This is a genomic window from Roseobacter sp. HKCC-CH-9351, from assembly GCF_037830295.1.
GTDB lineage: Bacteria > Pseudomonadota > Alphaproteobacteria > Rhodobacterales > Rhodobacteraceae > M30B80.
Map to the genome: position 1 here is coordinate 75,511 of NZ_JBBLYM010000002.1, position 24,020 is coordinate 99,530.

19 protein-coding genes are annotated in these 24,020 nt (G+C 58.7%); 1 reads left to right on the forward strand and 18 read right to left on the reverse strand.

Annotation, left to right across the window (positions count from 1 at the left end; all coding sequences use genetic code 11):
- The first annotated feature begins 12 nt into the window (after nucleotides 1-12).
- On the forward strand, nucleotides 13-1,224 hold the full coding sequence (locus AAC632_RS10595; RefSeq protein WP_445322675.1) for a UbiH/UbiF family hydroxylase: 1,212 nt from the start codon (nucleotides 13-15) through the stop codon (nucleotides 1,222-1,224).
- On the opposite strand, the gene recN is transcribed toward AAC632_RS10595, so the two are convergent.
- The 18 genes from recN to rsmH form a co-directional block, all read right to left on the reverse strand.
- Nucleotides 1,221-2,879 (reverse strand): DNA repair protein RecN, encoded by a 1,659-nt coding sequence (recN, locus tag AAC632_RS10600; protein ID WP_340298855.1) that lies wholly within the window; start codon nucleotides 2,877-2,879, stop codon nucleotides 1,221-1,223. The two genes, AAC632_RS10595 and recN, sit on opposite strands and share 4 nt — an antisense overlap.
- 23 nt (nucleotides 2,880-2,902) lie before the next feature.
- Nucleotides 2,903-3,796, reverse strand: coding sequence for an outer membrane protein assembly factor BamD (locus AAC632_RS10605; RefSeq protein WP_340298856.1), 894 nt, complete (start codon nucleotides 3,794-3,796; stop codon nucleotides 2,903-2,905).
- Nucleotides 3,797-3,893: 97 nt separating this feature from the next.
- Nucleotides 3,894-4,814, reverse strand: coding sequence for a UDP-3-O-acyl-N-acetylglucosamine deacetylase (gene lpxC / locus AAC632_RS10610; RefSeq protein WP_340298936.1), 921 nt, complete (start codon nucleotides 4,812-4,814; stop codon nucleotides 3,894-3,896).
- A gap of 249 nt (nucleotides 4,815-5,063) precedes the next feature.
- Nucleotides 5,064-6,644 (reverse strand): cell division protein FtsZ, encoded by a 1,581-nt coding sequence (gene ftsZ / locus AAC632_RS10615; RefSeq protein ID WP_340298857.1) that lies wholly within the window; start codon nucleotides 6,642-6,644, stop codon nucleotides 5,064-5,066.
- Between the two features lie 250 nt (nucleotides 6,645-6,894).
- Nucleotides 6,895-8,229 (reverse strand): cell division protein FtsA, encoded by a 1,335-nt coding sequence (gene ftsA, locus AAC632_RS10620; RefSeq protein WP_340298937.1) that lies wholly within the window; start codon nucleotides 8,227-8,229, stop codon nucleotides 6,895-6,897.
- Nucleotides 8,229-9,164, reverse strand: coding sequence for a cell division protein FtsQ/DivIB (locus AAC632_RS10625; RefSeq protein ID WP_340298858.1), 936 nt, complete (start codon nucleotides 9,162-9,164; stop codon nucleotides 8,229-8,231). Before AAC632_RS10625 ends, ftsA begins: the two co-directional genes overlap by 1 nt.
- Nucleotides 9,152-10,030, reverse strand: a complete 879-nt coding sequence (locus tag AAC632_RS10630) for a D-alanine--D-alanine ligase (protein WP_445322613.1) — start codon at nucleotides 10,028-10,030, stop codon at nucleotides 9,152-9,154. Before AAC632_RS10630 ends, AAC632_RS10625 begins: the two co-directional genes overlap by 13 nt.
- A gap of 148 nt (nucleotides 10,031-10,178) precedes the next feature.
- Nucleotides 10,179-11,099, reverse strand: coding sequence for a UDP-N-acetylmuramate dehydrogenase (gene murB, locus AAC632_RS10635; RefSeq protein WP_340298939.1), 921 nt, complete (start codon nucleotides 11,097-11,099; stop codon nucleotides 10,179-10,181).
- A gap of 514 nt (nucleotides 11,100-11,613) precedes the next feature.
- The gene (gene murC, locus AAC632_RS10640) at nucleotides 11,614-13,014 is read right to left on the reverse strand and encodes a UDP-N-acetylmuramate--L-alanine ligase (protein ID WP_340298859.1); all 1,401 of its coding nucleotides are present in this window, start codon (nucleotides 13,012-13,014) and stop codon (nucleotides 11,614-11,616) included.
- Nucleotides 13,011-14,117: a UDP-N-acetylglucosamine--N-acetylmuramyl-(pentapeptide) pyrophosphoryl-undecaprenol N-acetylglucosamine transferase gene (locus tag AAC632_RS10645; RefSeq protein WP_340298860.1), complete on the reverse strand. Its 1,107-nt coding sequence runs from the start codon at nucleotides 14,115-14,117 to the stop codon at nucleotides 13,011-13,013. The genes murC and AAC632_RS10645 overlap by 4 nt, the downstream gene beginning before the upstream one ends.
- Nucleotides 14,118-14,121: 4 nt before the next feature.
- On the reverse strand, nucleotides 14,122-15,288 hold the full coding sequence (locus AAC632_RS10650) for a peptidoglycan glycosyltransferase FtsW (RefSeq protein ID WP_340298861.1): 1,167 nt from the start codon (nucleotides 15,286-15,288) through the stop codon (nucleotides 14,122-14,124).
- Nucleotides 15,289-15,389: 101 nt separating this feature from the next.
- A complete protein-coding gene (murD, locus tag AAC632_RS10655) occupies nucleotides 15,390-16,796 on the reverse strand; it encodes a UDP-N-acetylmuramoyl-L-alanine--D-glutamate ligase (protein WP_340298862.1) in 1,407 nt (468 codons plus the stop codon).
- A gap of 19 nt (nucleotides 16,797-16,815) precedes the next feature.
- Nucleotides 16,816-17,901, reverse strand: coding sequence for a phospho-N-acetylmuramoyl-pentapeptide-transferase (gene mraY, locus AAC632_RS10660; protein WP_340298863.1), 1,086 nt, complete (start codon nucleotides 17,899-17,901; stop codon nucleotides 16,816-16,818).
- 15 nt (nucleotides 17,902-17,916) lie between these two features.
- Nucleotides 17,917-19,329: a UDP-N-acetylmuramoyl-tripeptide--D-alanyl-D-alanine ligase gene (locus AAC632_RS10665; RefSeq protein ID WP_340298864.1), complete on the reverse strand. Its 1,413-nt coding sequence runs from the start codon at nucleotides 19,327-19,329 to the stop codon at nucleotides 17,917-17,919.
- A complete protein-coding gene (locus AAC632_RS10670) occupies nucleotides 19,326-20,822 on the reverse strand; it encodes a UDP-N-acetylmuramoyl-L-alanyl-D-glutamate--2,6-diaminopimelate ligase (RefSeq protein ID WP_340298865.1) in 1,497 nt (498 codons plus the stop codon). The genes AAC632_RS10665 and AAC632_RS10670 overlap by 4 nt, the downstream gene beginning before the upstream one ends.
- A gap of 29 nt (nucleotides 20,823-20,851) precedes the next feature.
- Complete coding sequence (locus AAC632_RS10675) at nucleotides 20,852-22,657, reverse strand: peptidoglycan D,D-transpeptidase FtsI family protein (RefSeq protein ID WP_340298866.1); 1,806 nt, start codon at nucleotides 22,655-22,657, stop codon at nucleotides 20,852-20,854.
- On the reverse strand, nucleotides 22,654-22,992 hold the full coding sequence (ftsL, locus tag AAC632_RS10680) for a cell division protein FtsL (RefSeq protein WP_340298867.1): 339 nt from the start codon (nucleotides 22,990-22,992) through the stop codon (nucleotides 22,654-22,656). The genes AAC632_RS10675 and ftsL overlap by 4 nt, the downstream gene beginning before the upstream one ends.
- An 11-nt stretch (nucleotides 22,993-23,003) precedes the next feature.
- Nucleotides 23,004-24,020 (reverse strand): 16S rRNA (cytosine(1402)-N(4))-methyltransferase RsmH, encoded by a 1,017-nt coding sequence (rsmH, locus tag AAC632_RS10685; RefSeq protein WP_340298868.1) that lies wholly within the window; start codon nucleotides 24,018-24,020, stop codon nucleotides 23,004-23,006.

A 24,020-nucleotide genomic window follows, 5' to 3' on the forward strand; every position in this document is an offset into this window, starting at 1 on the left:
ATTTAAGAGACCATGAGCGATATGATCGACACAGATATTCTGATTTCGGGTGGTGGCATTGCAGGGCTGATTGCCGCCTCTGCCTTTGGTGCGGCAGGTTTTTCCGTTCTTTGCGTAGACCCAAGCGCGCCGATTACCACCCGCGATGCAGAAGGTTCCGATCTGCGCAGCACCGCGTTTTTACAGCCCTCGCGCGACTTTCTCGATCAGGCGGGGATGTGGCGGCATTTTGCACCGCATGCAATGCCCTTGCAGATCATGCGCATCGTGGACGCGGGCGGGGTCGAGGCCGTGGCGCGCAGCGCGCATGATTTCAACGCAAGCGATATCTCGGATTTGCCATTTGGGTGGAACCTGCCCAATTGGCTGTTGCGCCGTGAAGGTTTGGCACGGATTTCTGAATTGGATCATGTCACCTTTCGGGCGGGCGTTGGCACAAAATCCTTACTCACCCGCAGCGCAGAGGCGCGCGTCACCCTCACCGATGGCACCCGTGTGCGGGCCCGTTTGGTGATTGCGGCAGACGGGCGCAATTCTCCCATGCGTAAGGCGGCGGGCATTCCTGTGACGACCTTGCGCTATGGTCAAAAGGCCTTAGCCTTTGCCGTCAGCCATGACCACCCGCATGATAATATCTCGACCGAGGTGCATCGCTCGGGCGGGCCATTTACCCTTGTGCCGTTGCCAGATTACGAAGGCAAACCCTCCTCCGCCGTGGTTTGGATGGAGCGCGGGCCAGAGGCAGAACGCCTCTATGCCCTCCCCCAACCCGCGTTTGAGGATGAAATGCGCACGCGCTCTGCCGAGCTTTATGGGCCGTTGCGTCTGATTTCACAGCGCACAATCTGGCCGATCATTTCACAAGTGGCGCATCGCCTGACAGGCGAGCGTCTGGCCTTGGTGGCCGAGGCCGCGCATGTGGTTCCCCCGATTGGCGCGCAGGGCCTCAATATGAGCCTTGCCGATATGGCGACCCTGCTTGATCTGGCCAAGGCCGCGCCTGACCGATTGGGTGAGGCTGCCATGTTGCAAAACTATGAACGCGCACGCCATGCCGAGATTGCCGCCCGCGTGGCAGGGGTGGATGCGCTCAATCGCGCCTCGATGGCCGATGATCAAGGCTTGCGCGATTTGCGGATGAAGGCGCTGAACAGTTTCTACTCGGTTAAACCTGTGCGCCAAATCTTGATGCGCGCGGGGCTTGGCACGCGGGCAGCGCGCTAACGCTGAGCCTGGAACACCAAGGCACGCGCCGCCTCGCGCGCGGCGTCTGTAATCACATCCCCAGAAATCATGCGCGCAATCTCATCGACACGGGCATCGGCATCAAGCGGCGTCACGGTGCTGAGTGTGGTCTCATTTTCAACCGCCTTTGAGACGCGCCAATGATGCGCGCCAAAGGCCGCAACCTGCGGGCTGTGGGTCACAACCAAGACCTGCCCCCCTTGCGCCAACGCGGCCAAACGGCGCCCTACGGCATCGGCGGTCGCCCCTCCAACACCGCGGTCTATTTCATCAAAAATCATTGTTATATCAGATTCTTGACGCGTGAGGCACACCTTTAACGCTAAGAGGAACCGTGACAATTCCCCGCCCGAGGCGATCTTGTTCAAGGGCCCTGCAGGCGCGCCAGGATTGGTGGCCACAGTGAAGGTCACGGCATCAATCCCCTCTGGCCCTGCTGGGGCATCAGTAAGCGCGGTGGTGAAGACCGCGCGTTCCATTTTCAACGGGGCCAGTTCCTCCGCCATCGCCGCATCAAGGGCGCGCGCCACTGCCTCACGCTTACTGCGCAAGGCGGCGGCTGCCGTTTGATAGGCCTGATCTGCGGTAGCCTCGGCGGCGGCAAGGGCTGCCAAATGCGCATCCCCCCCTTCAATCGCACTCAGGCGGGTTTGCAAATCCTGCCACATCTCTGGCAAGGCATCACATAGAACGCCGTGTTTGCGGGCCAAAGCCCGCATGGCAAAAAGGCGATCTTCTGTTTCTTCCAAATCCTGCGGATTGAAAATCAAACGATCTGCAAAATCGCCCACAACGCGTTGCGCTTCGCCCAATTCGAGATTGGCGCGCTCTAGGGCGGCCAGTGCCTCGTCCAAGGCGCCATCGCTACGATCCGACAACCCAGCCACAAGGCGCAGCGCATCGCCGATCTGCCCCTCTGCCCCCTGATCCGACAAAGTGGCGACAAGCCGCGCCACATCTTCACGCAACCGCTCGGCCCCTTGCATAAGGCGGCGCTTGGCATCAAGCGCATCTTCCTCACCCGCTACGGGGGCAAGGGATTCGAACTCGGCCACAGCGTGGCGCAGGAAATCTTCCTCAGCGCGAATTTTTTCGAGATCGTCTAGCGCCGCTTTATGGGCGGATGCGGCCTTGCTACGCGCCCGCCACAGCGCGCTCAACGCTGCCAAATCATCGCCATGGCCGCCGAACTCATCGAGCAGCGCACGATGTCCGCGCGGGTCAAGCAGACCGCGATCATCATGCTGGCCGTGCAATTCGACCAAAACATCCGACAGGGCGCGCAGAACATCACCGCTTGCGCGGCGATCATTCACCCATGCGGTCTTGCGCCCGTCTTGGGTGTTGATACGGCGCAAGATCAATTCAGGGCCAGAGGGCAGACCCGCCTCCACCAAAATCGCCTGAACAGGGTGATCCATGGGCAGATCAAATACGGCGAATACCTCGCCCTGTTCTGCACCTTGGCGCACCAAATCGGCACGGCCGCGCCAGCCCAAGACAAAGCCAAGCGCGTCAAGAAGAATGGATTTCCCCGCGCCTGTTTCCCCCGTCAAAACATTCAACCCCGCCTGAAACTCAAGGCTGAGATGATCAATCAACAGAAGATCGCGAATTTCGAGATGCCGCAGCATCGGCCATGCCCCCGTTCAGTGACCTAGAGCCACGCCCCACGGATCGTGTTGTTCCAAATGCCGCGCAACCAACCCTCGCCTTGCGGTTCAGGCTCGAGGCCCTGCCCCTGCAATTGACGATAAGCATCTTCGTAGAAGGGCGAAGATTGGAAGTTATAGCCCAATATCGCGCCCGCGGTTTGCGCCTCATCCGTCAGACCCAAAGAAAGATAGGTCTCAACCAAGCGCATTAGCGCCTCAGGCGTGTGCGATGTTGTTTGGAACTCTTCGACAACGACACGAAAGCGGTTGATTGCCGCCATGTAATGTTGGCGCTCAAGATAGTAGCGGCCAATTTCCATTTCTTTTGCTGCCAAATGATCAAAAGCCAAATCGAATTTCAAAGCGGCGGAATTGGCGAATTCGCTATCAGGGTAAAGTTCGATCACCGCGCGCAAGGCTTGCAGGGCTTGAAAGGTCAAACCTTGGTCACGGCCTACCTGTTCAATCTGATCATAATAGCTCAACGCCAAAAGATATTGCGCATAGGCGGCATCATCATCGGAAGGGTAAAATTCGATAAAGCGCTGTGCGGCAACCCGCGCCTCTTCGTATTGGCGCGCCTCGTGATGGCTAAAGGCGGCCATGATCAACCCGCGCTTGGCCCATTCCGAATAGGGATGCAGGCGTTCAACCTCTAGGAACAAAGGCGCGGCTGCCTCTGGATCATCGTTATTTTCAAGCTCAAACTCGGCCCGGTTGTAAATTTCTTCGGCGGTCAGGGCCTCAAGGGGCTGTTCCACCACACGCGGCTCAAAGAGACCACGGCGCGGCTCACCATCGGCGCGCGGGCCACAGGCCGTCACCCCAAGCGACAGGATCAGCAGACCAAGCCCAAGCTTTCGTGAAAATCCATGCGCGCGTGACGTGTCGTTCATCTATATACCCTGTAGAAATCCGCCCAACCCCAAATCTTGGGTATCTTATTCCTAGGGTGTTAGCACATTAATCGGAAGGGCAAAACGTCAGATTGCCTCAGGCAACATGCGCCAAATCATGTTGGCCAACCCCCATGCCGGGCAAATGGGCGGCCGTCTTGGCGTCACATTGCACCGAACGCATCGCATCAGGCATCGCAAATAGCGCGCGCAGGAGGCGATTGGTCAACATATGGCCTGCACGCACGCCTTCGTAATGGCCAAGGATCGGATTGCCTGCCAAGGCCAAGTCACCAAGAGCATCAAGCATTTTGTGGCGCACAGCCTCATCCGCATGACGGAAACCACCGGGGGACAGCACATCATCACCATCCACAACCACAGCGTTGTCATAGGATCCACCAAGGGCCAGACCCGCATTCCACATCGCCTCAACATCGGATTGGCGACAGAATGTGCGGCTGTCACAGAGTTCGCGCACGAAACGCCCATTGGCCAAATCCGCGTGGCGATGCTGCACCCCAATCGCGGGGTCAGGGAAATCAATCGAAAACGCCATTGTCAGATGCGAGGCAGGCGAAAGCGATGCTTCGCTATCGCCATCACGCACAGTCACTTTCTTCAGGATTTCAATCGCATAGATGGGGCGATCTTGCGGCGCGATACCCGCTGCAAGAAGGCCGCGCACAAATTCAACCGCCGAGCCATCCAAAATGGGCACTTCCTCGGCATCAATATCGACACGCGCATTGTGGATACCACAGCCCGCCAGTGCCGCCATCAAATGTTCAATGGTCGAAACGGAAACCCCATCAGCGTTGCAAATCTTTGTGCAAAGGCGGCTTTCTGGAACCGCATCATAGCGCGCGGGGATCAGCGGATCAGCATCGCGCACATCCACCCGATTGAACCAAATGCCGCTATCGGCCACGCTTGGATGGATGGTCAAGGTAACAGGCTTTCCCCCATGAAGGCCTACACCTTTGAACCTTGCAGATTTTTTCAGCGTTGCTTGCACAGCAAACCTTTCTGTCGTCATGTGCCCACAATCGTGGGCGCCCCCAATACAGCTACCCCATCTGACTGCAAGTCTGTGATACAAACTGAGCGGGGGCGAGACAATTCAAGCTTTGTGACTCTCTGCAACAATGCAAAAACGCATCGGCAGAATCTTGCCAAAGACCACAGGATACTCATCTAATCATTTGATTAAAAACGGAAAAGGCCGACACAAGATCGGCCTTTTCGGTGTCATATTTTCGAAAATTTAATTCGCTTGGCGGCGCAGGAATGCAGGAACTTCGATGCGCTCCTGCTCTGGGTCGACTGCGTCATCCTCCATCATCGGCTGATGCTGCGCGCTGAGGTCAGGGCGACTGCGATTCACGGGGGCGTCTGTGTTGCTTTGACCCGTCATCCGCTCAAGCAGCGAATTAATCCCAAAGGCACGGCGGGGCGCGGCGGGTTTCTCCGCCAATACGGGGCGCGGCGCAGTTGGGCGTGCTGTCGTTGCATTATGCGTTGCGATTGCATTTTTCAGACGATCCAAGGCCTGCGGGCTTGGCGTGCCTGCTGCAGGACGCATCGGGGCGGTAAAGCTGGCCGCTTCTTGTTCATCAACAGGCTCAGGGTCAGCCGCGACAGGGGCGGGGCTGCTCATCGCGCTGTCATACACAGGCGCGGGAACCTCGTTGTGATCCACCTCCATCATAGGGGCGGGCTTAGAGGTAACTTCAAGCTCAAGATCATCGAACAAGAACGGCTCAGGCGATTGATCTGCTGCGAATTCTTCGGCAGGTGCAGGCTGTTCTTCAACAACTTCTGCAACAGGCTGAGGCGCGGCTGTGTAGCTGCGCTCTGGCTGATACATCTGCATTTCAGAAACATCGATACCTGTTGCCACAACAGACACACGCATCCGACCTTCCATCGAGGTATCAAGGGTCGAGCCGACGATGATATTCGCGTCAGGGTCAACCTCTTCACGAATGCGATTTGCGGCCTCGTCTAATTCAAACAGGGTCAGATCATAGCCGCCTGTGATATTGATCAAGACGCCTTTTGCACCTTTGAGGCTGATTTCATCCAAGAGTGGGTTGGCGATGGCCTTTTCAGCGGCCTGAATGGCGCGTGTTTCGCCTTCGGCTTCGCCCGTGCCCATCATGGCCTTGCCCATCTCGTTCATGACGGCGCGCACATCCGCGAAGTCAAGGTTGATCAGGCCCGGACGCACCATCAGATCCGTCACACCTTTGACGCCCTGATAGAGAACATCATCCGCCATCGCGAAGGCTTCGGTGAAGGTAGTTTTCTCATTGGCCAAACGGAACAGGTTTTGGTTCGGAATGATGATCAGCGTATCAACAACCTTTTGCAGCTGCTCAATGCCCTCTTCGGCTTGGCGCATCCGCTTAGCGCCTTCGAATTGGAAGGGCTTTGTCACCACACCCACTGTCAAAACGCCCAGTTCACGCGCCGCTTGCGCGATGATTGGCGCCGCACCCGTGCCTGTGCCACCGCCCATGCCCGCGGTGATGAAGCACATATGTGAGCCTGCCAATTGATCCACGATCTCTTCGATGGATTCTTCTGCCGCGCTTGCCCCAACAGAAGGGCGCGCCCCTGCCCCAAGACCCTCGGTCACGCGCGCACCGATCTGGATGCGCTGCGGTGCTTTGGATTGCTGCAAGGCTTGGGCATCGGTATTCGCGACAACGAATTCGCAGCCATCAAGGGCCTGCTCAATCATGTTGTTCACGGCATTGCCGCCTGCGCCACCCACACCGAAAACGGTGATCCGTGGTTTTAGCTCTGTCCCTGTGTCGGGCATGGAAAGGTTCAAGGTCATCTGCTCGGTCCACCTGTTTTGTCGTCCCTGATCTGATCTTGCGCCAGATATCTTGGGGTTTGACTGCCTCGTGTTTCTTTTGGATCACAGTAACGATAAATCTGCGCCGCGTCATCAGAAAATTGCGAATTTACCACAAAATAGAGTGGCTTATCTGTGACCTTCGGCGTGATCTTGCCGACACCCCCCGCATTCTGAGGTGCGAGGGGGCAATTTCGCTAGGGTTTGACGCTTCAAGCGGGGCGGTTTCTCACCAATTGTCGCGGAACCAACGCACCGCGCGCTTCAGCGAGCGGGCTTGATAGCTTTCGGCGGGAATGTCGAAATCCCACCATTCATCTTGTGGAAAGGCCGCAAACAGCGACAGACCAACCGATGTTGAAAACGCGGGGCCACAGGCCGATTGCGGCAAACCTTGCACCCGCATCGGGCGGCCAAGCCGCACCTGATTGCCCAAAATGCGTGAAGCCAAACCATCAAGACCCGGCACCTGACTTCCCCCACCTGTCAAAACAATGCGCTGACTGGGCAGATGATCAAACCCTGCGGCATCAAGGCGGGCGCGCACCTCTTCAAGGATTTCCTCAACGCGCGGGCGCATCACACCGATCAATTCCGCACGGCTGACATGACGGCGGTCGTAATTCCAATCGCCTGTATTGCCCTGCAATTCGATCATTTCGCGATCATCCATGCCCGTGGCAACAAGCCCCCCAAAGCGGGTCTTGATCCGCTCTGCATGGGTCATGGGAATTTGCAACGCCTGCGAAATATCCGAGGTGACATGATCCCCGCCCATGCGCACGGTATCGGCATAGATCATATGCTTTTTCATGAAAATAGACAGGCCCGTGGCACCGCCGCCCATATCCACACAAGCCGCGCCCAATTCCTGTTCATCCTCGACAAGGCTCGACACCCCCGCCACATAGGGCGAAGAGGCCAGACCTGCGAGTTCCAAATCACAGCGTTTCACGCAGTAGAGCAGCGCCTCAATGGCATTGGCCTCGACCGACAGAAGATGCATATCCACCGCCAAACGTTCGCCAACCTGACCACGGGGGTCGGATAGGCCTGTGCGATGATCCAATGAGAAATTGACAGGCTGAGCGTGCAAAACCTCGCGTCCTTCGCCCAAATCAGGCAAATCACAACTGGCCAAGGCGCGGGCCACATCATCATCTTGCACAGTCTTGTCTTGAACAATCGTCTCGCCCGCCATGCCATAGGAGCGTGGACGCGCCCCTGCAAAAGCCACCATGACGTGATCCACGCGGGTATGGGCCATTTTTTGCGCGGTCTGGACTGCGGTGCGAATGGCGCGTTCGGTTTCTTGAACCGTGTCGATCTCGCCAAAACGCACACCGCGCGAGCGCGTTGTGCCCATGCCAATCACCCGAAAGGCAGACTGCCCCGCAAGGGCCGCTTGGCGATCTGTGGAATAGGCCATGCCCGTCTCATCAAACCGCAGCACGAGGCAGGAGATTTTATAACTGCCCACATCCAAAACCGCCATGACACCGCGCTTAAGAGCCTCTTGGCGTTTGGCGCGCATTGCGCGCTGCATATGATACAGATTGTTCATCATCCTTGCCGTTCTCCACTCACCACCAAATGACCACGCAACATGTCGAAATTATCTTTGGCCCCTGCGCTGAGGCGTAATGTGGGCCGGTCTGGCCTGCGCATATCTATACTGAGGATATCACGGCTCAGGATATCCTGCGCCTGATCCAAGGCGATCACCCGATCTAAGACAAAACTGGCATTTTCCTCGGGCAGCATAATCTTGCGCCCATCAGAAAGGATGACATCCCAGCGCCGCTCGCCCACACGCACGAAACCGCGCAACTGATCGGCCAAAGGGGCCGCGATACGCACAAGGTTCAAGGCCTCGCGCGCGGCAAGATCCGCCCCTTCCCCGCCGATCAACGGTAAGGCCTGCGAAATGGGTCGGCTGATCAAATCATCAATGACCACGCCATCGCCATCAATCAACAAGAACGCCTCGCGCGTTTGCCAGATCAATTCAGGCAGCCGCTCCTCAATATCCAATTGCAAGACCCCATCTGCTGCGATGCGCAGTTGGGCGTTGCGCACTGCGGGCATTTCTTCGATCTGCGCCTTTATTTGGGGCAAATCGAGATCGAAGGAGGAGAGCGGGAAATCAAGCGACAAACGCCCGCGGATTTCATCCGCCAAAGCGGGACTTGCACCATTCACTGACAACAGCGTCACTCGAAATTCTGGGCGCGCCTCAATGGTGCGGCGCAGATCTTCCACCTGCGCGGTCAGCTGATCCATATTGCGCGGGTTCGACAGATAGGCGGCGCTGCCCCCAACGATGATGATCAAAGGCAGACCATAGCGCATAAAAACGCGAAAGACGGGCGTCAGCCAAAGGCGCTGAAAACGATAGGCCATCACCGATGGGGCGGGGTCGCGCTTTTGGCGCGGGCTTGAGGCGCTTGCGCTATGTTGCGGCGCGCTTGGGCGCTGCGCGGGGCCTAGCGGTCGCATGAGGCATCCTCCACCATCCAACGACACAGAGCGCCGAAACTGATCCCTGCGGCCTGCGCCTGTTCGGGTGCCAGTGAGGTTGGGGTCATGCCGGGTTGCGTATTGACCTCAAGCATCACCAAACCAGCCAAGCCGCGCGTATCGTCCCAACGGAAATCGCTGCGCGAGACCCCCCGCAGACCCAGCGCGCGATGCGCGGCAATGGCCATATCAAGGCAGGCTTGCGTAATCTCAGCGGGAATATCAGCAGGGATCACATGACGCGACCCGCCGGGCTTGTATTTCGCATCGTAATCATACCACCCTGTCGTGATAATCTCGGTCACGCCAAGGGCGCGATCCCCCATCACTGTGGTGGTCAATTCACGACCGGGCGCATAGGTTTCCACCATCACCTGATCTGGCATCTCAGGGCCAAGCACGGGGGGGCTATTGGCCCCGTCCATCACCAGATACACCCCGACCGAACTGCCCTCGTTATTGGGCTTTACCACATATGGCGGTGGCATCACATGGGCGCGCGCGACATCGTCCCGCGCCACGATCTGGCTGTCCATGACGGGCAGGTTCGCGGCGCGCAACACATCTTTGGTGCGCTGTTTATCCATGGCAAGCGCAGAGGCCAAAACGCCCGAATGGGTGTAGGGCAGACGCATCCACTCCAACATGCCTTGCACCACGCCATCTTCGCCAAAGCGGCCATGAAGCGCGTTGAACACAACATCAGGGGAAATTTCAGACAGACGCATAGCCAAATCGGGGCCTGCATCGACCTCGATCACCTCATAGCCTTCGCCCGCCAGTGCCTTGGCACATTCGCGCCCCGATGAAAGAGACACCTCGCGCTCTGCCGAGGGGCCACCCATCAATAACGCAATACGGGGGGATGCTTTTGCAGCAGAACCGCCCAAATCTTGCCTCTTGCCTCAATCGGCCTTCAGGGTCTTTGCGCCCCTTGGCCACCGCGTTGCCCGCATCTATGCGGCGGGCTGTTATTGGCGCGCTCACGATCTGTTACGGACCACCCACGCGCATAATTTCCCACTCTAGCTGCAATCCGCTGTTTTGGAAAACCTTTTTTCGCACATATTCGCCCAAATCTTCCAATTCCTTGGCGGTGGCCCCGCCTGCATTGGTCAGGAAGTTGGGATGTTTCTCATTCATCACCGCGCCGCCCAGACGATGCCCGCGCAGACCTGCATCCTCGATCAGCTTCCACGCTTTCATCTCGTGGCTGTCATCGGCGCGCCCAGTCGAGGAAAACCCCGCAGGGTTGCGAAAGGTCGAGCCTGCCGTGCGGTCTTTGGTCGGTTGGCTGGCATCGCGGCGCGCCAGTTGGTCGTCCATCTTGGCGGCCAGTTCATCGGGTTTGGCGCGCGGCGCGGTGAACCGCGCCTCGATCAAGATCAGATCGGGGTCAAGCCCCGTCTGGCGATAGGCGAATTGGAAATCATCAGGGGCAAGCGTGACCACCCTGCCCGCCCGCGTCACCGCGCGGGCCGTGGTCAAATGATCCGCCACATAGGCCCCATAGCAGCCCGCATTCATGCGGCAGGCCCCGCCGATGGTGCCAGGAATGGTGCGCAGAAAGGTCAGGTCTAACCCCGCCTCGCCCGCGCGCCGCGCGACACGGGCATCAAGCGCCGCCGCCCCTGCAATGACCTGATCCCCTTCGATGCGAATATCGTTAAACCCGCGCCCCAAACGGATCACCACACCGCGCATCCCACCATCGCGGATGATGAGGTTGGAGCCGACACCGATGGGAAAAACAGGAATGGCGGGATCAAGCGCGGCAAGGAAGGATTGCAGATCGTCAGGATCCGCAGGCTGAAACAGATACTCCGCAGGCCCACCCACGCGCAGCCAAGTCAGATCCGCCAAAGGGCGATCTGGGGTCAAAGTGCCGCGCGGGATTGGAAGGCTTTGGGTCATATAGGGGAAGTAGCGGTTGCGATTCCCCCGCGCAAGGGTTTTGGCAGAGAGGTAGGAGTTTGCGCGCCCTTTAGGGTTTTGTTGCGCACAGCCCGAGGGGTGGGCCATCTCGTTTCCCCGTCAAGGGTTTTGTGGCGCACGGCCCGAGGGGTGGGAGCGGCGTAGGCGACCAAGGCAACGGAGGAGGAGTCGGCGGCGGTGGGTTGGGAGGCTCTACGCCCAAACTTTATAATCGTGGCGCGATTCTCATGTGAAGCAACGCCTGATAGACTGCACCAAAAAACAGGTAAAGCAGCCAGATCATCTTGTTTTGACCGCGCCCAAAAAGGCAAAACTCGCATGGCCGCGCGGCAAGCAATCAGCGGCGCTACCCGCAATGCCTGCTCCTCAGGCAGGCCCTTCAACCAAGCCCTCAGATCATCTGCCGATTGAATATCTTTCGCTTTCATGCAGCCAAACCCCTGGCACCGTTACCCGAGTCAAGAGTAGCCTAATTCAGACCTAAATAGAAAACCTATTTCTGCAACCGCCCCACAAGGCCATGCGCCCATGCGCTGATCGTGCCTGCGCCGAGGCAGACCACGATATCGCCTGATTTGGCCTCGGCGCGCACAAGCGCCTCGAGCGCGTCTTCGCTGTCGACTACATGCGCGTTGCGGTGGCCGTGGCGAGTGAGGCCCGCGACCAGATCATCGCGGGATGCGCCCGCAATGGGCGCCTCGCCTGCGGCGTAAACCTCGGCAATGCCCACCACATCAGCATCGTTAAAGCAGCTGCAAAAATCCTCGAACAGGGAGGAGAGGCGCGTATAGCGATGGGGTTGATGCACCGCGATCACGCGCCCCTCGCTGGCCTGCCTTGCGGCGCGCAAAACGGCCGCGATTTCCACGGGGTGGTGGCCGTAATCATCAATGATGGTGATGCCATCCACCTCGCCCAATTTGGTGAAGCGGCGGTTAACCCCCTTGAAGCCCGCAAGGGCCGCGCGGATTTCATCCGATTTCATGCCCAAATGGCGCGCCACGGCAACGGCGGCCAGCGCGTTTGACACATTGTGATCGCCGGGCATAGGCAGGGTGCAGCCTGCAATCACCCGATCCTCGCCGCGCAGTGCGATGTCAAAATGCGCGACACCCTTGACGTAATGCAAGCCCACCGCGCGCACATCGGCCTGCGCGTTGAACCCATATGTCACCACGCGGCGATCCGTGACGCGCCCAACCAGTGCCTGCACCTCGGCATGGTCGGTGCAGCAGACCGCGAGCCCGTAAAAGGGGATATTCGAGACGAAATCGTAAAAGCCTTTGCGCAGATTTTCGATCGCGCCCCAATGTTCCATATGTTCGGGGTCGATATTGGTGACGATGGCGATGGTGGCGGGCAGGCGGTTGAAGGTGCCATCCGATTCATCGGCCTCGACCACCATCCATTCGCCTTGGCCCACGCGGGCGTTTGAGCCATAAGCGTGGATGATGCCGCCATTGATCACAGTGGGGTCAATGCCGCCCGCATCGAGCAGGGTCGCCACAAGGGTGGTGGTGGTGGTTTTGCCATGCGTGCCTGCAATCGCCACATTCGAGCGCAGGCGCATCAATTCGGCCAACATCTCGGCACGGCGCACCATCGGCAAGCCCCGCGCGCGCGCTGCGTCAAATTCAGGATTGCCCGGTTTGATGGCGGAGGAGATCACAACCACCTCGGCCCCGTCCAAATTTTCTGCCGCCTGCCCGATAAAGATCCGCGCACCCAATGCCGCAAGACGTTCGGTGATCTTGCTTTCCTTCAGGTCAGATCCTTGCACCGCATAGCCGTGGTTCAACAGCACCTCAGCAATACCCGACATGCCAATGCCGCCAATGCCTGTGAAATGGATCGGCCCAAGCTGTGTGGGCAGTTTTGTGGCGGCGGCGTTCATGATCTTCCTTTCGCTGCAATTTCCTCGACCATCGCAACAAGACGAATGGTGGCATCTGGCACGGATTGCGCAAGCGCGGCATTTGCCATGGCTTGGGCCTGTGCGGGGTCGGCCAAAACCTCAAGCATGGCTTCTGATAGGCTGTCGGCGTTCAGCTCATGTTCCGCAATCGCAAGGCTTGCCCCTGCGGCGACCATAGGGCCGGCATTGGCGGTTTGATGATCTGCGGTGGCGGCAGCAAAGGGGATGAAAATCGCAGGCCGCCCAATGACCGAAATATCCGCAACCGAGGACGCGCCTGCGCGGCTGATTACCAATTGCGCCTCCGCGATCCGGCGAGGGATATCATCGAAAAACGGCTGCACCTCGGCGGTGACACCCAAAAAATCATAGGCACGGATGACGCGATCAATATCCTCGGGGCGGGCCTGTTGGGCCACGCGCAAGCGCGCCAAAATTCCTTTGGGCAGTTTCGCCACCGCATTTGGCACAATTTCAGACAGGATACGCGCGCCTTGGCTGCCACCGATGATCACAAGTGACAGGGGCCAATCGCCGGGCGGTGTATAAACGGCGCCTGCGCGCGCCATCACCGCAGTCCGCACAGGGTTGCCGATATGATCCGCCTGTGTGCCCTCAGGCAGGCGCGTGGGCCATGTGCCACAGGCCACCCGATCCACGCGCCGCGCAAACAGATGATTGACGCGACCAAGGACGCCATTTTGCTCATGCAAGGCCCGCGGACGCCGCGCAATCCACGCCGCGGCCAATGCGGGAATGGTCGGATAACCACCAAAGCCTATAACAATATCGGGCTGAAGGCGGCGCTGCAGCAGCAAGGCCGATAGAATACCCCCCAAGATTTTAAAGGGCGCCTTAAGTTTATCGGCCAGCCCCCCTTGGGCGAATGTGGCCGCCGTCACTGTTTGCATAGACACCACATGGGGAAATCCCCCCGCATAGCGCGCGCCGCGCGCATCTGTCGAAAGCGTCACCTGCCACCCCTGCCGCACCAAGGCCTCGGCCAAAGCTTGGGCGGGGAACATATGCCCCCCCGTTCCCCCTGCCGCGATGATAGCGTGACGCGCGCCTCCAGTCCCCATCGGATCAACGCCCCCGTTTGCTAAAGATATCGGCCAAATCACCCTGTGGCCGCGCACGGGTAAAGGCCAAAATCATCCCCATCGCAAGACCTGTTGCAAGGATAGAAGAGCCGCCATAGGACACAAAGGGCAACGTCATGCCCTTTGCAGGCAAAAGCCGCACCGCCACGCCCATATTGATAAAGGCCTGTAGCGCGAACATGGTCACAAGACCCGTGCCTGCAAGGCGGATGAACGGATCGCGTTCTTTGAGCAAACGCAGGAAACTGCGAAAGGCGATTGCCGCGAAGAGGGCGATGATGATCAACACAAGGATCACACCATATTCTTCGGCAGCGACCGCAATAATGAAATCGGTATGCGCGTCAGGCAATGTCCATTTCACGGCACCCTCGCCCAAGCCTGCGCCAAAAAACCCACCTTCACGGATTGCATTGGCCGCATAAGCAAGCTGGGTGTTTGGCGCCACTTCGGCGCTTAGGAACCCATCAATACGGCGCGCAAAATGCTCGGAGGCATGATAGGCAAAGATGCCCCCGACCCCTGCAAGCGCCACAACGCTGACCATGAGAATAATGGGCGCACCTGCAACGAAATAGATCACGCACCACCCCATCAAGATCAGGGCCGCCTGACCGAAATCAGGCTGCATCACCAAAATGCCAACAATGAGAATGGTCAATCCAAAGGACAGGCGCTTGCCTGGCGGGCCTGCCAATTCTTGGCTTGCGGCGACCATCCAAGCGACTGTGACAATGTAGAGGGGTTTTAGAAATTCAGATGGCTGCACCGAAGCAAACCCAAGCGAATACCACCGCACAGCGCCTTGCCCAAAATCAGTGCCAAAAATCGGCAGCGCCGCAAGGGATAGAAACGCGCCACCAAACCCCACCACCGCAAAGCGGCGTAGCATGAGCGGCGGCAGCATCGACACTAACAGCATCCCGATCAACGCCGCACCGCCAAAGATGGCTTGGCGTGTTACATAGTGAAAGGGCGGGTGACCATTGCGTTCGGCCAAAGGTGGCGATGCGGCAAAGCCCAATAACAGGCCAATCGCAAAAAGTGCCAAAATGCAGCCTATTGTGCCGCGATCAACGGTGCGCCACCAACGGGGCAAAACCGCTTCGCCTGATTGCACAAGAACTGTGCCATGCGCCATTTCTGTCATGGGGTATACCGCCCGATACTACCTCAACCGCCCGATTTTTCGGGTCTCATTGGCAAATTAGCGAAATTTATCCCCGAAAGCCAGAGAAAGCCGCATCAGCCCTACGATTGCGCAAGAACTTGCGCAACTTGGGCGGCAAAATCATCGCCCCGCTTCTCAAAATTGTCGTATTGATCAAAACTAGCGGCGGCAGGGGCCAATAGAACTACATCGCCCGGCTCGGCCTCGGCGACAGCGCGGGCCACGGCGGCGGCCATATCGGTGCAAATCTCTTTGGGAAGATCCCCCAAATTCAAGGCAAATTTTGCAGCTTCGCGCCCGATGACATAGGCCTTTTTGACCGAGCCGAAATGTGGCCGTGCCACATCAAGCCCGCCCTCTTTCTCAAGCCCGCCACAAATCCAACGGATGGCAGGATAAGCGGCAAGCGCCTTGGCGGCGGCATCAGCATTGGTGGCCTTGCTGTCATTGACGAAACGCACACCGCGCAGTTCGCCCAAAACCTGACTGCGATGCGGCAGGCCCTTGAAGGAATGCAACGCGTCCTCGATCACGCGCGGCGCAAGGCCAAGCGCGCGCGCCACCGCATAGGCCGCACAGGCGTTTTGATGGTTATGCGCGCCTGCAAGCCCCGCGATATCGCGCAAATCAATAGAGGCCACCTGACGCCCCTTGCGCCATTCCGACAGCCAGCCTTTACGTGCAAAGACATCCCAATTCGTGCCGTCTAATTTCTGCGCAGAGGAGATGCGGATCACCCGATCATCCCCTGCCCCTTGGGTCAGTTGATTGGACAAGGACAGTCCTTCAACCTCATCAATCCCGATCACGGCGCGATCTGGGCCACCTTCGGCAAAGAGCTTGCGCTTGGCCGCATAATAGCCCCCCATCCCACCATGACGATCCAAATGATCCGCTGACAGGTTGGTAAAGACCGCAATATCGGGCGTCAGGGCGCGGGCAAGCTCGGTTTGGTAGGAGGATAATTCCAACACGACCACCCCCCCATCTTCGGGCGGATCAATATCCAAAACACCGCGTCCAATATTGCCCGCAAGCTGCACAGATACGCCCGCAACATCCAAAATATGGGCGATTAGCGCCGAGGTGGTCGATTTTCCGTTTGACCCTGTCACCGCAACCACGCGTGGGGGGCGGTCAAATTGCGCCCAATCCGCCTGACCAAGCGCCGCGAAAAACAGGCCTACATCATTATCAACAGGCACATTGGCGCGATAGGCGGCCAAAATTGCGGGATGCGGCGCAGGGTAGAGATTGGGGATACCGGGCGAGGTGATCAGGCGCGACACGCCCTCAAAAGCGCCTGCCTTTGTTAGATCAGTGACCACAAACCCATCCGCCTCGGCGCGCGTGCGCGCCTCTTGCCCATCATCCCAAACAAGCGCAATGGCCCCACCTGCTTGCAGCGCCCGCGCTGTGGCAAGACCCGAACGGCCCAAGCCCAAAACAGCGATTTTTTGACCTGAAAACCCAGTGACGGGGATCATCTGACCGCTCCTTGCTTTGTTAGCGCAGTTTCAATGTCGCAAGGCCAATCAGCGCAAGGATAAGGGAAATGATCCAGAAGCGGATCACCACTTGCGGCTCAGCCCAGCCTTTTTTCTCAAAATGGTGATGGATGGGGGCCATCAAGAACACGCGTTTGCCTGTGCGTTTGAAATAGAGAACTTGGATAATCACGCTCATCGCTTCGGCCACGAACAAGCCGCCCACGATGGCCAAAACAATTTCGTGCTTTGTGGCAACGGCGATGGCGCCCAAAGCCCCGCCCAAGGCGAGCGAGCCTGTATCCCCCATAAACACGGCTGCGGGCGGGGCATTATACCACAGGAACCCAAGACCGCCGCCGATCAGACCCGCGCAAAACACCAGCAATTCGCCCGTTCCCGGCACGTAATGCACATCAAGATATTCCGTGAAATCGACCCGCCCCACCGCATAGGCAATCACGCCAAGCGTGGCTGCGGCGATCATCACGGGCATGATGGCCAAGCCATCCAAACCATCGGTCAGGTTGACGGCATTGGCGCTGCCCACAATCACAATCATGGCAAAGGGGATAAAGACATAGCCCAGATTGATCAGCACATCTTTGAACACAGGCACGGCCAGTTGCAGCGTCAGGTCATCAGGGTGCAAAGCTGAGGCTGAAATGCTTGCCACAGCCGCGATCACAAAGCCAAGCGCCAAGCGCAATTTGCCCGAAAGCCCCGCCGTGGTTTGGCGGCTGACCTTGGCCCAATCATCCGCCAGACCGATCAGGCCAAAGGCCACAGTCACCCCCAAGACAATCCAGACAAAGCCATTATCAAGCCGCGCCCAAAGCAACGTGGACAGCGTCAGCGCCGCAAGGATCAGCAAGCCCCCCATTGTGGGCGTGCCTGCCTTGGTTGCAATGTGATGCGCAGGCCCATCTTCACGAATGGGTTGTCCCTTGGCATAGCGGCGGCGCAGCGCGTTGATCAGAGGGCGGCCAAAGATAAAACCAAAGATCAGCGCCGTAAAAAACGCGGCACCTGCACGGAAGGTGATATAGCGGAACAGATTAAAGAGGTCGCCGCCATCTGACAATTCGCTGAGCCAATACAACATATGGCGGTTCTCCCCTTAGCGTTCCTGAACGGATTGCCCGAGATTGCGCAATGCGTCAACCACGCGCGCAAGTTTTACGCTGTTTGAACCTTTCAGAAGGACTATATCGCCCTCCTCTAGGGTTTTGGGCAGGGCGCGCGCCATCTCATCGGCGGTTTCGCAATGCAGCCCGCGCTTATCGCTTGGCAGGGCTTCGTGCAAATGTTCCATCAAGCCGCCCACTGTGTGAATGCGCTCGATCTTGGCGATGCTTGCAAGATCAGCCAATTCTGCGTGCATCGAGGGGCCTTGTGCTCCCAATTCCAACATATCGCCCAAAACCGCCACACGGCGGCGTGCCTCTGCAGAAGCCAGAACATCAAGCGCGGCTGCGATAGAGGCAGGATTGGCGTTATAGGCATCATCTATCATTTCAATCTCGCCTGCATGGGCATGACGATTTGACAGGGTCAAACGCTCGCGGGTGCCGCGCCCTGTTACGGCTTGCCAATCCGACAGACCAAGGGCCGCCAGCGCCACATCCCCGCCCAAAGCAGCAACACTGGCCATAACGGCCACCGCATTCAGCGCCAAATGCCGCCCTGCGGTGTTCAGCTTGAACAGATGCGTGTCACCGTCAAAGACCATCGAGACAATCGTGCGATCCTCGATAATCTCAACCGAAGCCAAGCACGCCGCGGCGGTTTCGGCCTCGCCAAAACGAAGGACGCGGGCGGCACAGGCAGTTGCTTTGTCTTGCAAAATGGCGCTCGTCTCAACATCGGCATTAACAAGGGCGATCCCACCTGTCTCAAGCCCCTCATAGATGCTCGCCTTTTCATGGGCGATCCCCTCAAGACTGCCAAATGCCTCTAGATGGGCGGCAGCCACAGTGGTCACAATGGCCAAATGGGGCCGCGCCATGCGCGCCAAGGGGGCGATTTCGCCAGGCGCATTCATGCCGATTTCAATCACCGCGAAATCTGTCTCGCGCGGCATCCGCGCCAAGGTCAAAGGCACGCCCCAGTGATTGTTATAGGAGGCAACCGAAGCATGCACCCGCCCCAAGGGTGCGAGGGCTGCGCGCATCATTTCTTTACTGGTGGTTTTGCCAACCGACCCTGTAATGGCGACCACCTGCCCCGTCATACGCGCGCGCCCTGCGCGCCCCAAATCTTCAAGCGCGGTTTGCACATCCTCCACAAGGATCAGGGGCGCATCTTGTGCAACGCCGTTAGGAATGCGGCTGACCAACGCGCCTGCGGCACCTTTGGCCAAGGCATCCGCCACAAAATCATGGCCATCGCGCGCGGCAGACAAGGCCACAAAGAAATCCCCTGCCATAAGGCTGCGGGTGTCAATCGAGATGCCTGTGACCTCAAAATCTGGCCCATGCGTGCGGCCATGGGTGGCCGCGGCAATCTCGGCTGATGTCCAAAGCGCGCTCATTGCTGACCCTCCAATGCGCTCACGGCAAGGCTTGCCTGTTCGAGATCATCGAACGGATAGGTAACGTCATCGACAATCTGCCCTGTTTCATGCCCTTTGCCCGCAATCAAAAGCGCATCGCCTGGCGCCAAATCAGCCACGGCGCGCAAAATCGCTTCGGCGCGATCGCCGACCTCGCGGGCTTGCGGGCAGGCCTCAAGAATCGCGGCCCGAATGGCGGCGGGGTCTTCGCTGCGGGGGTTATCATCGGTGACAGTGATGCAATCTGCATTGGCGGCGGCCTCGCCCCCCATCAAAGGGCGCTTGGCGCGGTCGCGATCCCCGCCTGCACCAAAGACGAGATGAAGCCGCCCCATAACATGCGGCCTGAGCGCCAAAAGCGCCGTGCGCAACGCATCGGGCGTATGCGCATAATCGACAAAAACAGGCGCGCCATTGGCACGGGTTGCTGCAAGCTGCATTCGCCCGCGCACGCCTTGTAGGCGCGGCAGCGTAGCAAAAACCGCGTCAGGGGCGGCCCCTGCCGCAATCACCAAACCCGCCGCGACCAAGACATTCATGGCCTGAAACCCACCAATGAGGGACAGCCGCGCGCGATAGGGGTCATCTTGCCATGTAAAGAGTAAATCCTGACCCCATTCATCCAAGCGCCGCGCCGTAATACGCAGGCGTGCATTTGGCGCATCCTCACCCACGGTGATCACTTCAATCTCTCGCGCCTCGGCGATGGCGGCAATGGCCGCCCCTTTGGGATCATCGAGATTGACCACGACAGTGCCATTTTCATCCAAAACTTGGCGAAAGAGGCGGGCTTTGGCCTCGAAATAGGCCTCCATCGTGCCGTGATAGTCGAGGTGATCTTGGGTGAAATTGGTAAAACCCGCCGCAGCCAAGCGCACACCGTCAAGGCGATATTGATCAAGCCCGTGTGACGAGGCCTCCATCGCGGCATGGGTGACGCCCGCCTCGGCCATATCGCGCAACAAGGCGTGTAAGGTCAAAGGATCGGGCGTTGTGTGGGTGCCTGCGGCAGCAAAACTGCCCTCCACGCCCGTGGTGCCGATATTCACCGCATCAAAACCCAAGGCGTTCCAAATCTGACGGGTAAAGCTTGCGACACTAGTTTTGCCATTGGTGCCTGTCACTGCGACCATGGTATCGGGCTGCGCGCCAAACCACAGGGCAGCGGCCTGCGCCAATGCTGCGCGCGGCTCCGCCACGACAATCAGGCTGGCATTGTGATCAGCGGCGAAATCACCAATGATCTTTGCGCCCTCAGGGTCGGTTAAAATCGCCGAAGCCCCCGCGGCAAGCACCGCTTGCGCAAAATTGGCCCCATGGGCATGGCTGCCTGCAAGGGCCGCGAAGACCTCGCCCTGTTTGATCTTGCGGCTATCAAGACACAAACCCGTCACCGCCACATCCCCACCCCGCGTTGGGGTCAACCCAAGCGATGAAAGGCGGATTGTCTCATCGCGATGGGACGCAGGCATGGGTTAATCCTTTGGTCGGTTTGGCAAAATCACTCGATATGGCTCGATAGCTGAGAAACCCCACTTTGCGCAATCTCTGCTGCACCACGCGGCTGCAGATTCAGCAAAGGGCCTACGCGGCGTAGTATTTCTGCGGCCACTGGCGCAGCCGTCCATCCCGCGGTGCGGCGCGTCTCGCCGAGGGCGACAATTTCAGGTTCGTCCAAAGTTACGATAATCACATATTGCGGGTCACTCATTGGAAAGGCCCCTGCGAAGGTCGCAATCACGCGATCCTCATAATAGCCGCCCGATGGGTTGGGCTTATCGGCCGTGCCCGTTTTCCCGCCCATTTCATAGCCTTCGACCTCGGCAAGGCTGGCTGTGCCACCATCGACTACGGCACGCATCATGGCACGGATTTGTGCAGAGGTATCTTCGGAAATGATGCGCGCCCCCGTCTGCGGCGCGCCCCGCTGTGCGATCAAAGTCGGCGCAACCCGCGTGCCACCATTGACCATCGCGGCAAATCCCGCCGCCAAATGCAAAGGCGATGTCGACAGACCATGGCCGTAGGACACAGTCATAGTTGAAAGGCGTTCCCATCTCGCGGGGATCATCGGGCGGCCCGTTGGGGCCTCGACAATCTCAAGGGGGGTTGGTTCAAGCAAACCCAAATCTTCGAGGAACAGGCGTTGGCGATCTGGCCCGATCTCATCAGCAATACGCGCCGTGCCGATATTTGACGAATGCACAATCACTTCGGTCGCGGTTTGGCGTGGCCCGTAATTGTGGAAGTCGCGGATGTTAAACCCTGCAATCCGCAACGGGCTTGTTGTGTCGATTGATGTCTCAGGTGTCACCATGTCCAATTCCAAGGCCTGCGCCATGGTGAAGATTTTGAACACAGACCCAAGCTCATACACGCCCTGCACCGCGCGGTTAAAGAGCGGGCTTTGGCTCGGATCATTGCCCGATGTCAGCGGACGGGGCCGCGCATTGGGGTCAAAATCAGGTAGGTTTGCAAGGGAGATCACCTCGCCCGTATGGGCATCCATCAACACCGCCGAAGCGCCGCGCGCATTCATCAATCCCATGCCAGACGCGAGAACTTCCTCGGTGGCGGATTGGATGGCCAAATCCATCGACAAGCGCAGCGGAGTATGTGCGCGGGCAGGATCGCGCAATTCGGCGTCAAACTGCGCCTCAAGCCCCGCAACACCTACGATTTCTGCGGCATTCACGGCCTCTTGCCCGAACCCTGCGCCACCCAAAACATGCGCCGCAATCGCGCCATTAGGGTAAAGCCGAATTTCGCGCGGGCCAAAGAGCAAGCCAGGCTCGCCCAGATCATGCACAGCTTGTTCCTGCTCTGGGCTGATGGAGCGGCGCAACCAAAGGAAGCGGCGCTCAGAGGTCAGTTGCGCGACCAAGCGGTCATAATCCATCTCAGGGAAGATTTTGACCAAACCTTCAGCCGCAGCAAGCGGGTCGACCATCTCGTGGGGGTGGGCGTAAAGCGCATTGGTCAAAAGATTGGTGGCCAAAATGCGCCCCTGCCGATCGACAATATCCGCGCGGGCGGTCTGAATTGCGCTTGCAACAGAGGTCACACCAGGCTCTTGCGGTTCGGAGGCGGCCAAGGCGCCCATGCGCACGCCAACCGCGCCAAAGCCAAGCAAAAAGCACAAAGCCACGACCAAAATCCGCCCCTCGGCCCGCAGGCGCAATTTGTCCCGCTCGGCTTCGTGGCGTTGGCGCAGGTTTTCGCGCTCGATGTAATCGGGGTTTTCACCCTTTTGGCGCGCTTCAATCACCCGTGACAACGGGCGCAAGGGGATGCGTTGACCGCTCATGGTTGATCCTCCAGCACGGCCTCATCCGACACAAGGCTTGCCTCCGTCAGCGCGGCCAGAGGATCAGGGAAAGACACTTCATGAATGGTGGCAAACTGATCTGGCTGCATCGGCAACAGCCCCAAGCGATCAAAATTCATATCGACCAATGCGCGCAAGCGATCAGGACGATTGAGAAAGGCCCATTCCGACCGCAAAATGGCAAGCCGTTCATAATGGGCGGCAATCTCGGCCTCTAGGCGCGCCACTTCGCGTTCGGCTTGCTGGGTTAGGATATTTTGCTGATAGGCCCAAAATCCAAGGCCAATAACGGCAATTGCTGTGAATAAGGACATCAAAGCGCGCATTATGTCACCTCTAACGGGGGCAGGCCCAAAGCACTAAAATCAAGGGGGGCGGGAGCGGCTTCCCCACCGCGCACAGCCAACCGCAATTTGGCCGAGCGCGCGCGGGGGTTCTGCGCGGCTTCCTCGGGGCTTGGTGCGATGGCTTTGCGGGTATTTTGCAGGAAACTGGGGGTTTGGCGCGCGCGCTCTGGGGCGTGGCGCGACCCGCCGCCGCCCGTATCACTGCGCAATTGCATAAAGCGTTTGACCACCCGATCCTCCAATGAATGAAAGGTGACCACCGCCAAAATGCCGCCTTCGCGCAAGATACGCTCTGCGGCCAAAAGGCCCTTAACCAATTGGCCCAATTCATCATTCACCGCGATGCGCAAGGCCTGAAAGCTGCGCGTTGCGGGGTGGCTTTGATTGGGTTTGGGGCGCGGTAGGCAGCCCTCAACGATTTTGGCAAGGGCGACAGTGGTGGTGATGCGCGCGCCTTTGCGGGCGGCGACAATCGCGCGGGCAATGCGCCGTGCGGCGCGTTCTTCGCCGTAATGATACAAAATATCGGCCAAATGCGCCTCGGGCGCCTCGTTCACCAGATCTTGGGCGGACATCCCTGATTGGCTCATGCGCATATCAAGCGGGCCGTCACGCATGAATGAAAAGCCACGTTCAGCCAAATCAAGCTGCATAGACGAAACGCCCAGATCCAGCACGACGCCGTCAAGCGCATCATAGCCCACAGAACGGGCATGATCATCAAGAGCGCCAAACTCGCCCGCAACCAATTTCAAACGGTCACCATATTGAGCGCGCCACGCTTCGGCCATCTCAAGCGCCAGAGGATCGCGGTCGACACCAATCACCGATGCCGCCCCCCGATCAAGCAAGCCACGGGCGTAGCCACCAGCGCCGAAAGTTCCATCGAGCCAGTCCCCAGACACGGGTGCGATCTCGGCCAAGATCCGATCCAATAGAACAGGGATATGCGGCCCCTCTGCCCTCGCGGGTTCGTTGAGCTTGGCCGCCGCCAT

What these genes read in the sequence shown, in the direction of transcription:
- mraY (WP_340298863.1), bottom strand. Translation starts at nt 17,901, where the DNA reads ATGTTGTATTGGCTCAGCGAATTGTCAGATGGCGGCGACCTCTTTAAT.
- AAC632_RS10675 (WP_340298866.1), bottom strand. Translation starts at nt 22,657, where the DNA reads ATGAGCGGTCAACGCATCCCCTTGCGCCCGTTGTCACGGGTGATTGAA.
- AAC632_RS10605 (WP_340298856.1), bottom strand. Translation starts at nt 3,796, where the DNA reads ATGAACGACACGTCACGCGCGCATGGATTTTCACGAAAGCTTGGGCTT.
- AAC632_RS10665 (WP_340298864.1), bottom strand. Translation starts at nt 19,329, where the DNA reads ATGAGCGCGCTTTGGACATCAGCCGAGATTGCCGCGGCCACCCATGGC.
- murB (WP_340298939.1), bottom strand. Translation starts at nt 11,099, where the DNA reads ATGACCCAAAGCCTTCCAATCCCGCGCGGCACTTTGACCCCAGATCGC.
- AAC632_RS10630 (WP_445322613.1), bottom strand. Translation starts at nt 10,030, where the DNA reads ATGGGTGGCCCCTCGGCAGAGCGCGAGGTGTCTCTTTCATCGGGGCGC.
- ftsZ (WP_340298857.1), bottom strand. Translation starts at nt 6,644, where the DNA reads ATGACCTTGAACCTTTCCATGCCCGACACAGGGACAGAGCTAAAACCA.
- AAC632_RS10670 (WP_340298865.1), bottom strand. Translation starts at nt 20,822, where the DNA reads ATGCCTGCGTCCCATCGCGATGAGACAATCCGCCTTTCATCGCTTGGG.
- rsmH (WP_340298868.1), bottom strand. Translation starts at nt 24,020, where the DNA reads ATGGCGGCGGCCAAGCTCAACGAACCCGCGAGGGCAGAGGGGCCGCAT.
- AAC632_RS10625 (WP_340298858.1), bottom strand. Translation starts at nt 9,164, where the DNA reads ATGCGACCGCTAGGCCCCGCGCAGCGCCCAAGCGCGCCGCAACATAGC.
- ftsL (WP_340298867.1), bottom strand. Translation starts at nt 22,992, where the DNA reads ATGTCCTTATTCACAGCAATTGCCGTTATTGGCCTTGGATTTTGGGCC.
- AAC632_RS10595 (WP_445322675.1), top strand. Translation starts at nt 13, where the DNA reads ATGAGCGATATGATCGACACAGATATTCTGATTTCGGGTGGTGGCATT.
- AAC632_RS10650 (WP_340298861.1), bottom strand. Translation starts at nt 15,288, where the DNA reads ATGACAGAAATGGCGCATGGCACAGTTCTTGTGCAATCAGGCGAAGCG.
- ftsA (WP_340298937.1), bottom strand. Translation starts at nt 8,229, where the DNA reads ATGAACAATCTGTATCATATGCAGCGCGCAATGCGCGCCAAACGCCAA.
- murC (WP_340298859.1), bottom strand. Translation starts at nt 13,014, where the DNA reads ATGAACGCCGCCGCCACAAAACTGCCCACACAGCTTGGGCCGATCCAT.
- murD (WP_340298862.1), bottom strand. Translation starts at nt 16,796, where the DNA reads ATGATCCCCGTCACTGGGTTTTCAGGTCAAAAAATCGCTGTTTTGGGC.
- AAC632_RS10645 (WP_340298860.1), bottom strand. Translation starts at nt 14,117, where the DNA reads ATGGGGACTGGAGGCGCGCGTCACGCTATCATCGCGGCAGGGGGAACG.
- recN (WP_340298855.1), bottom strand. Translation starts at nt 2,879, where the DNA reads ATGCTGCGGCATCTCGAAATTCGCGATCTTCTGTTGATTGATCATCTC.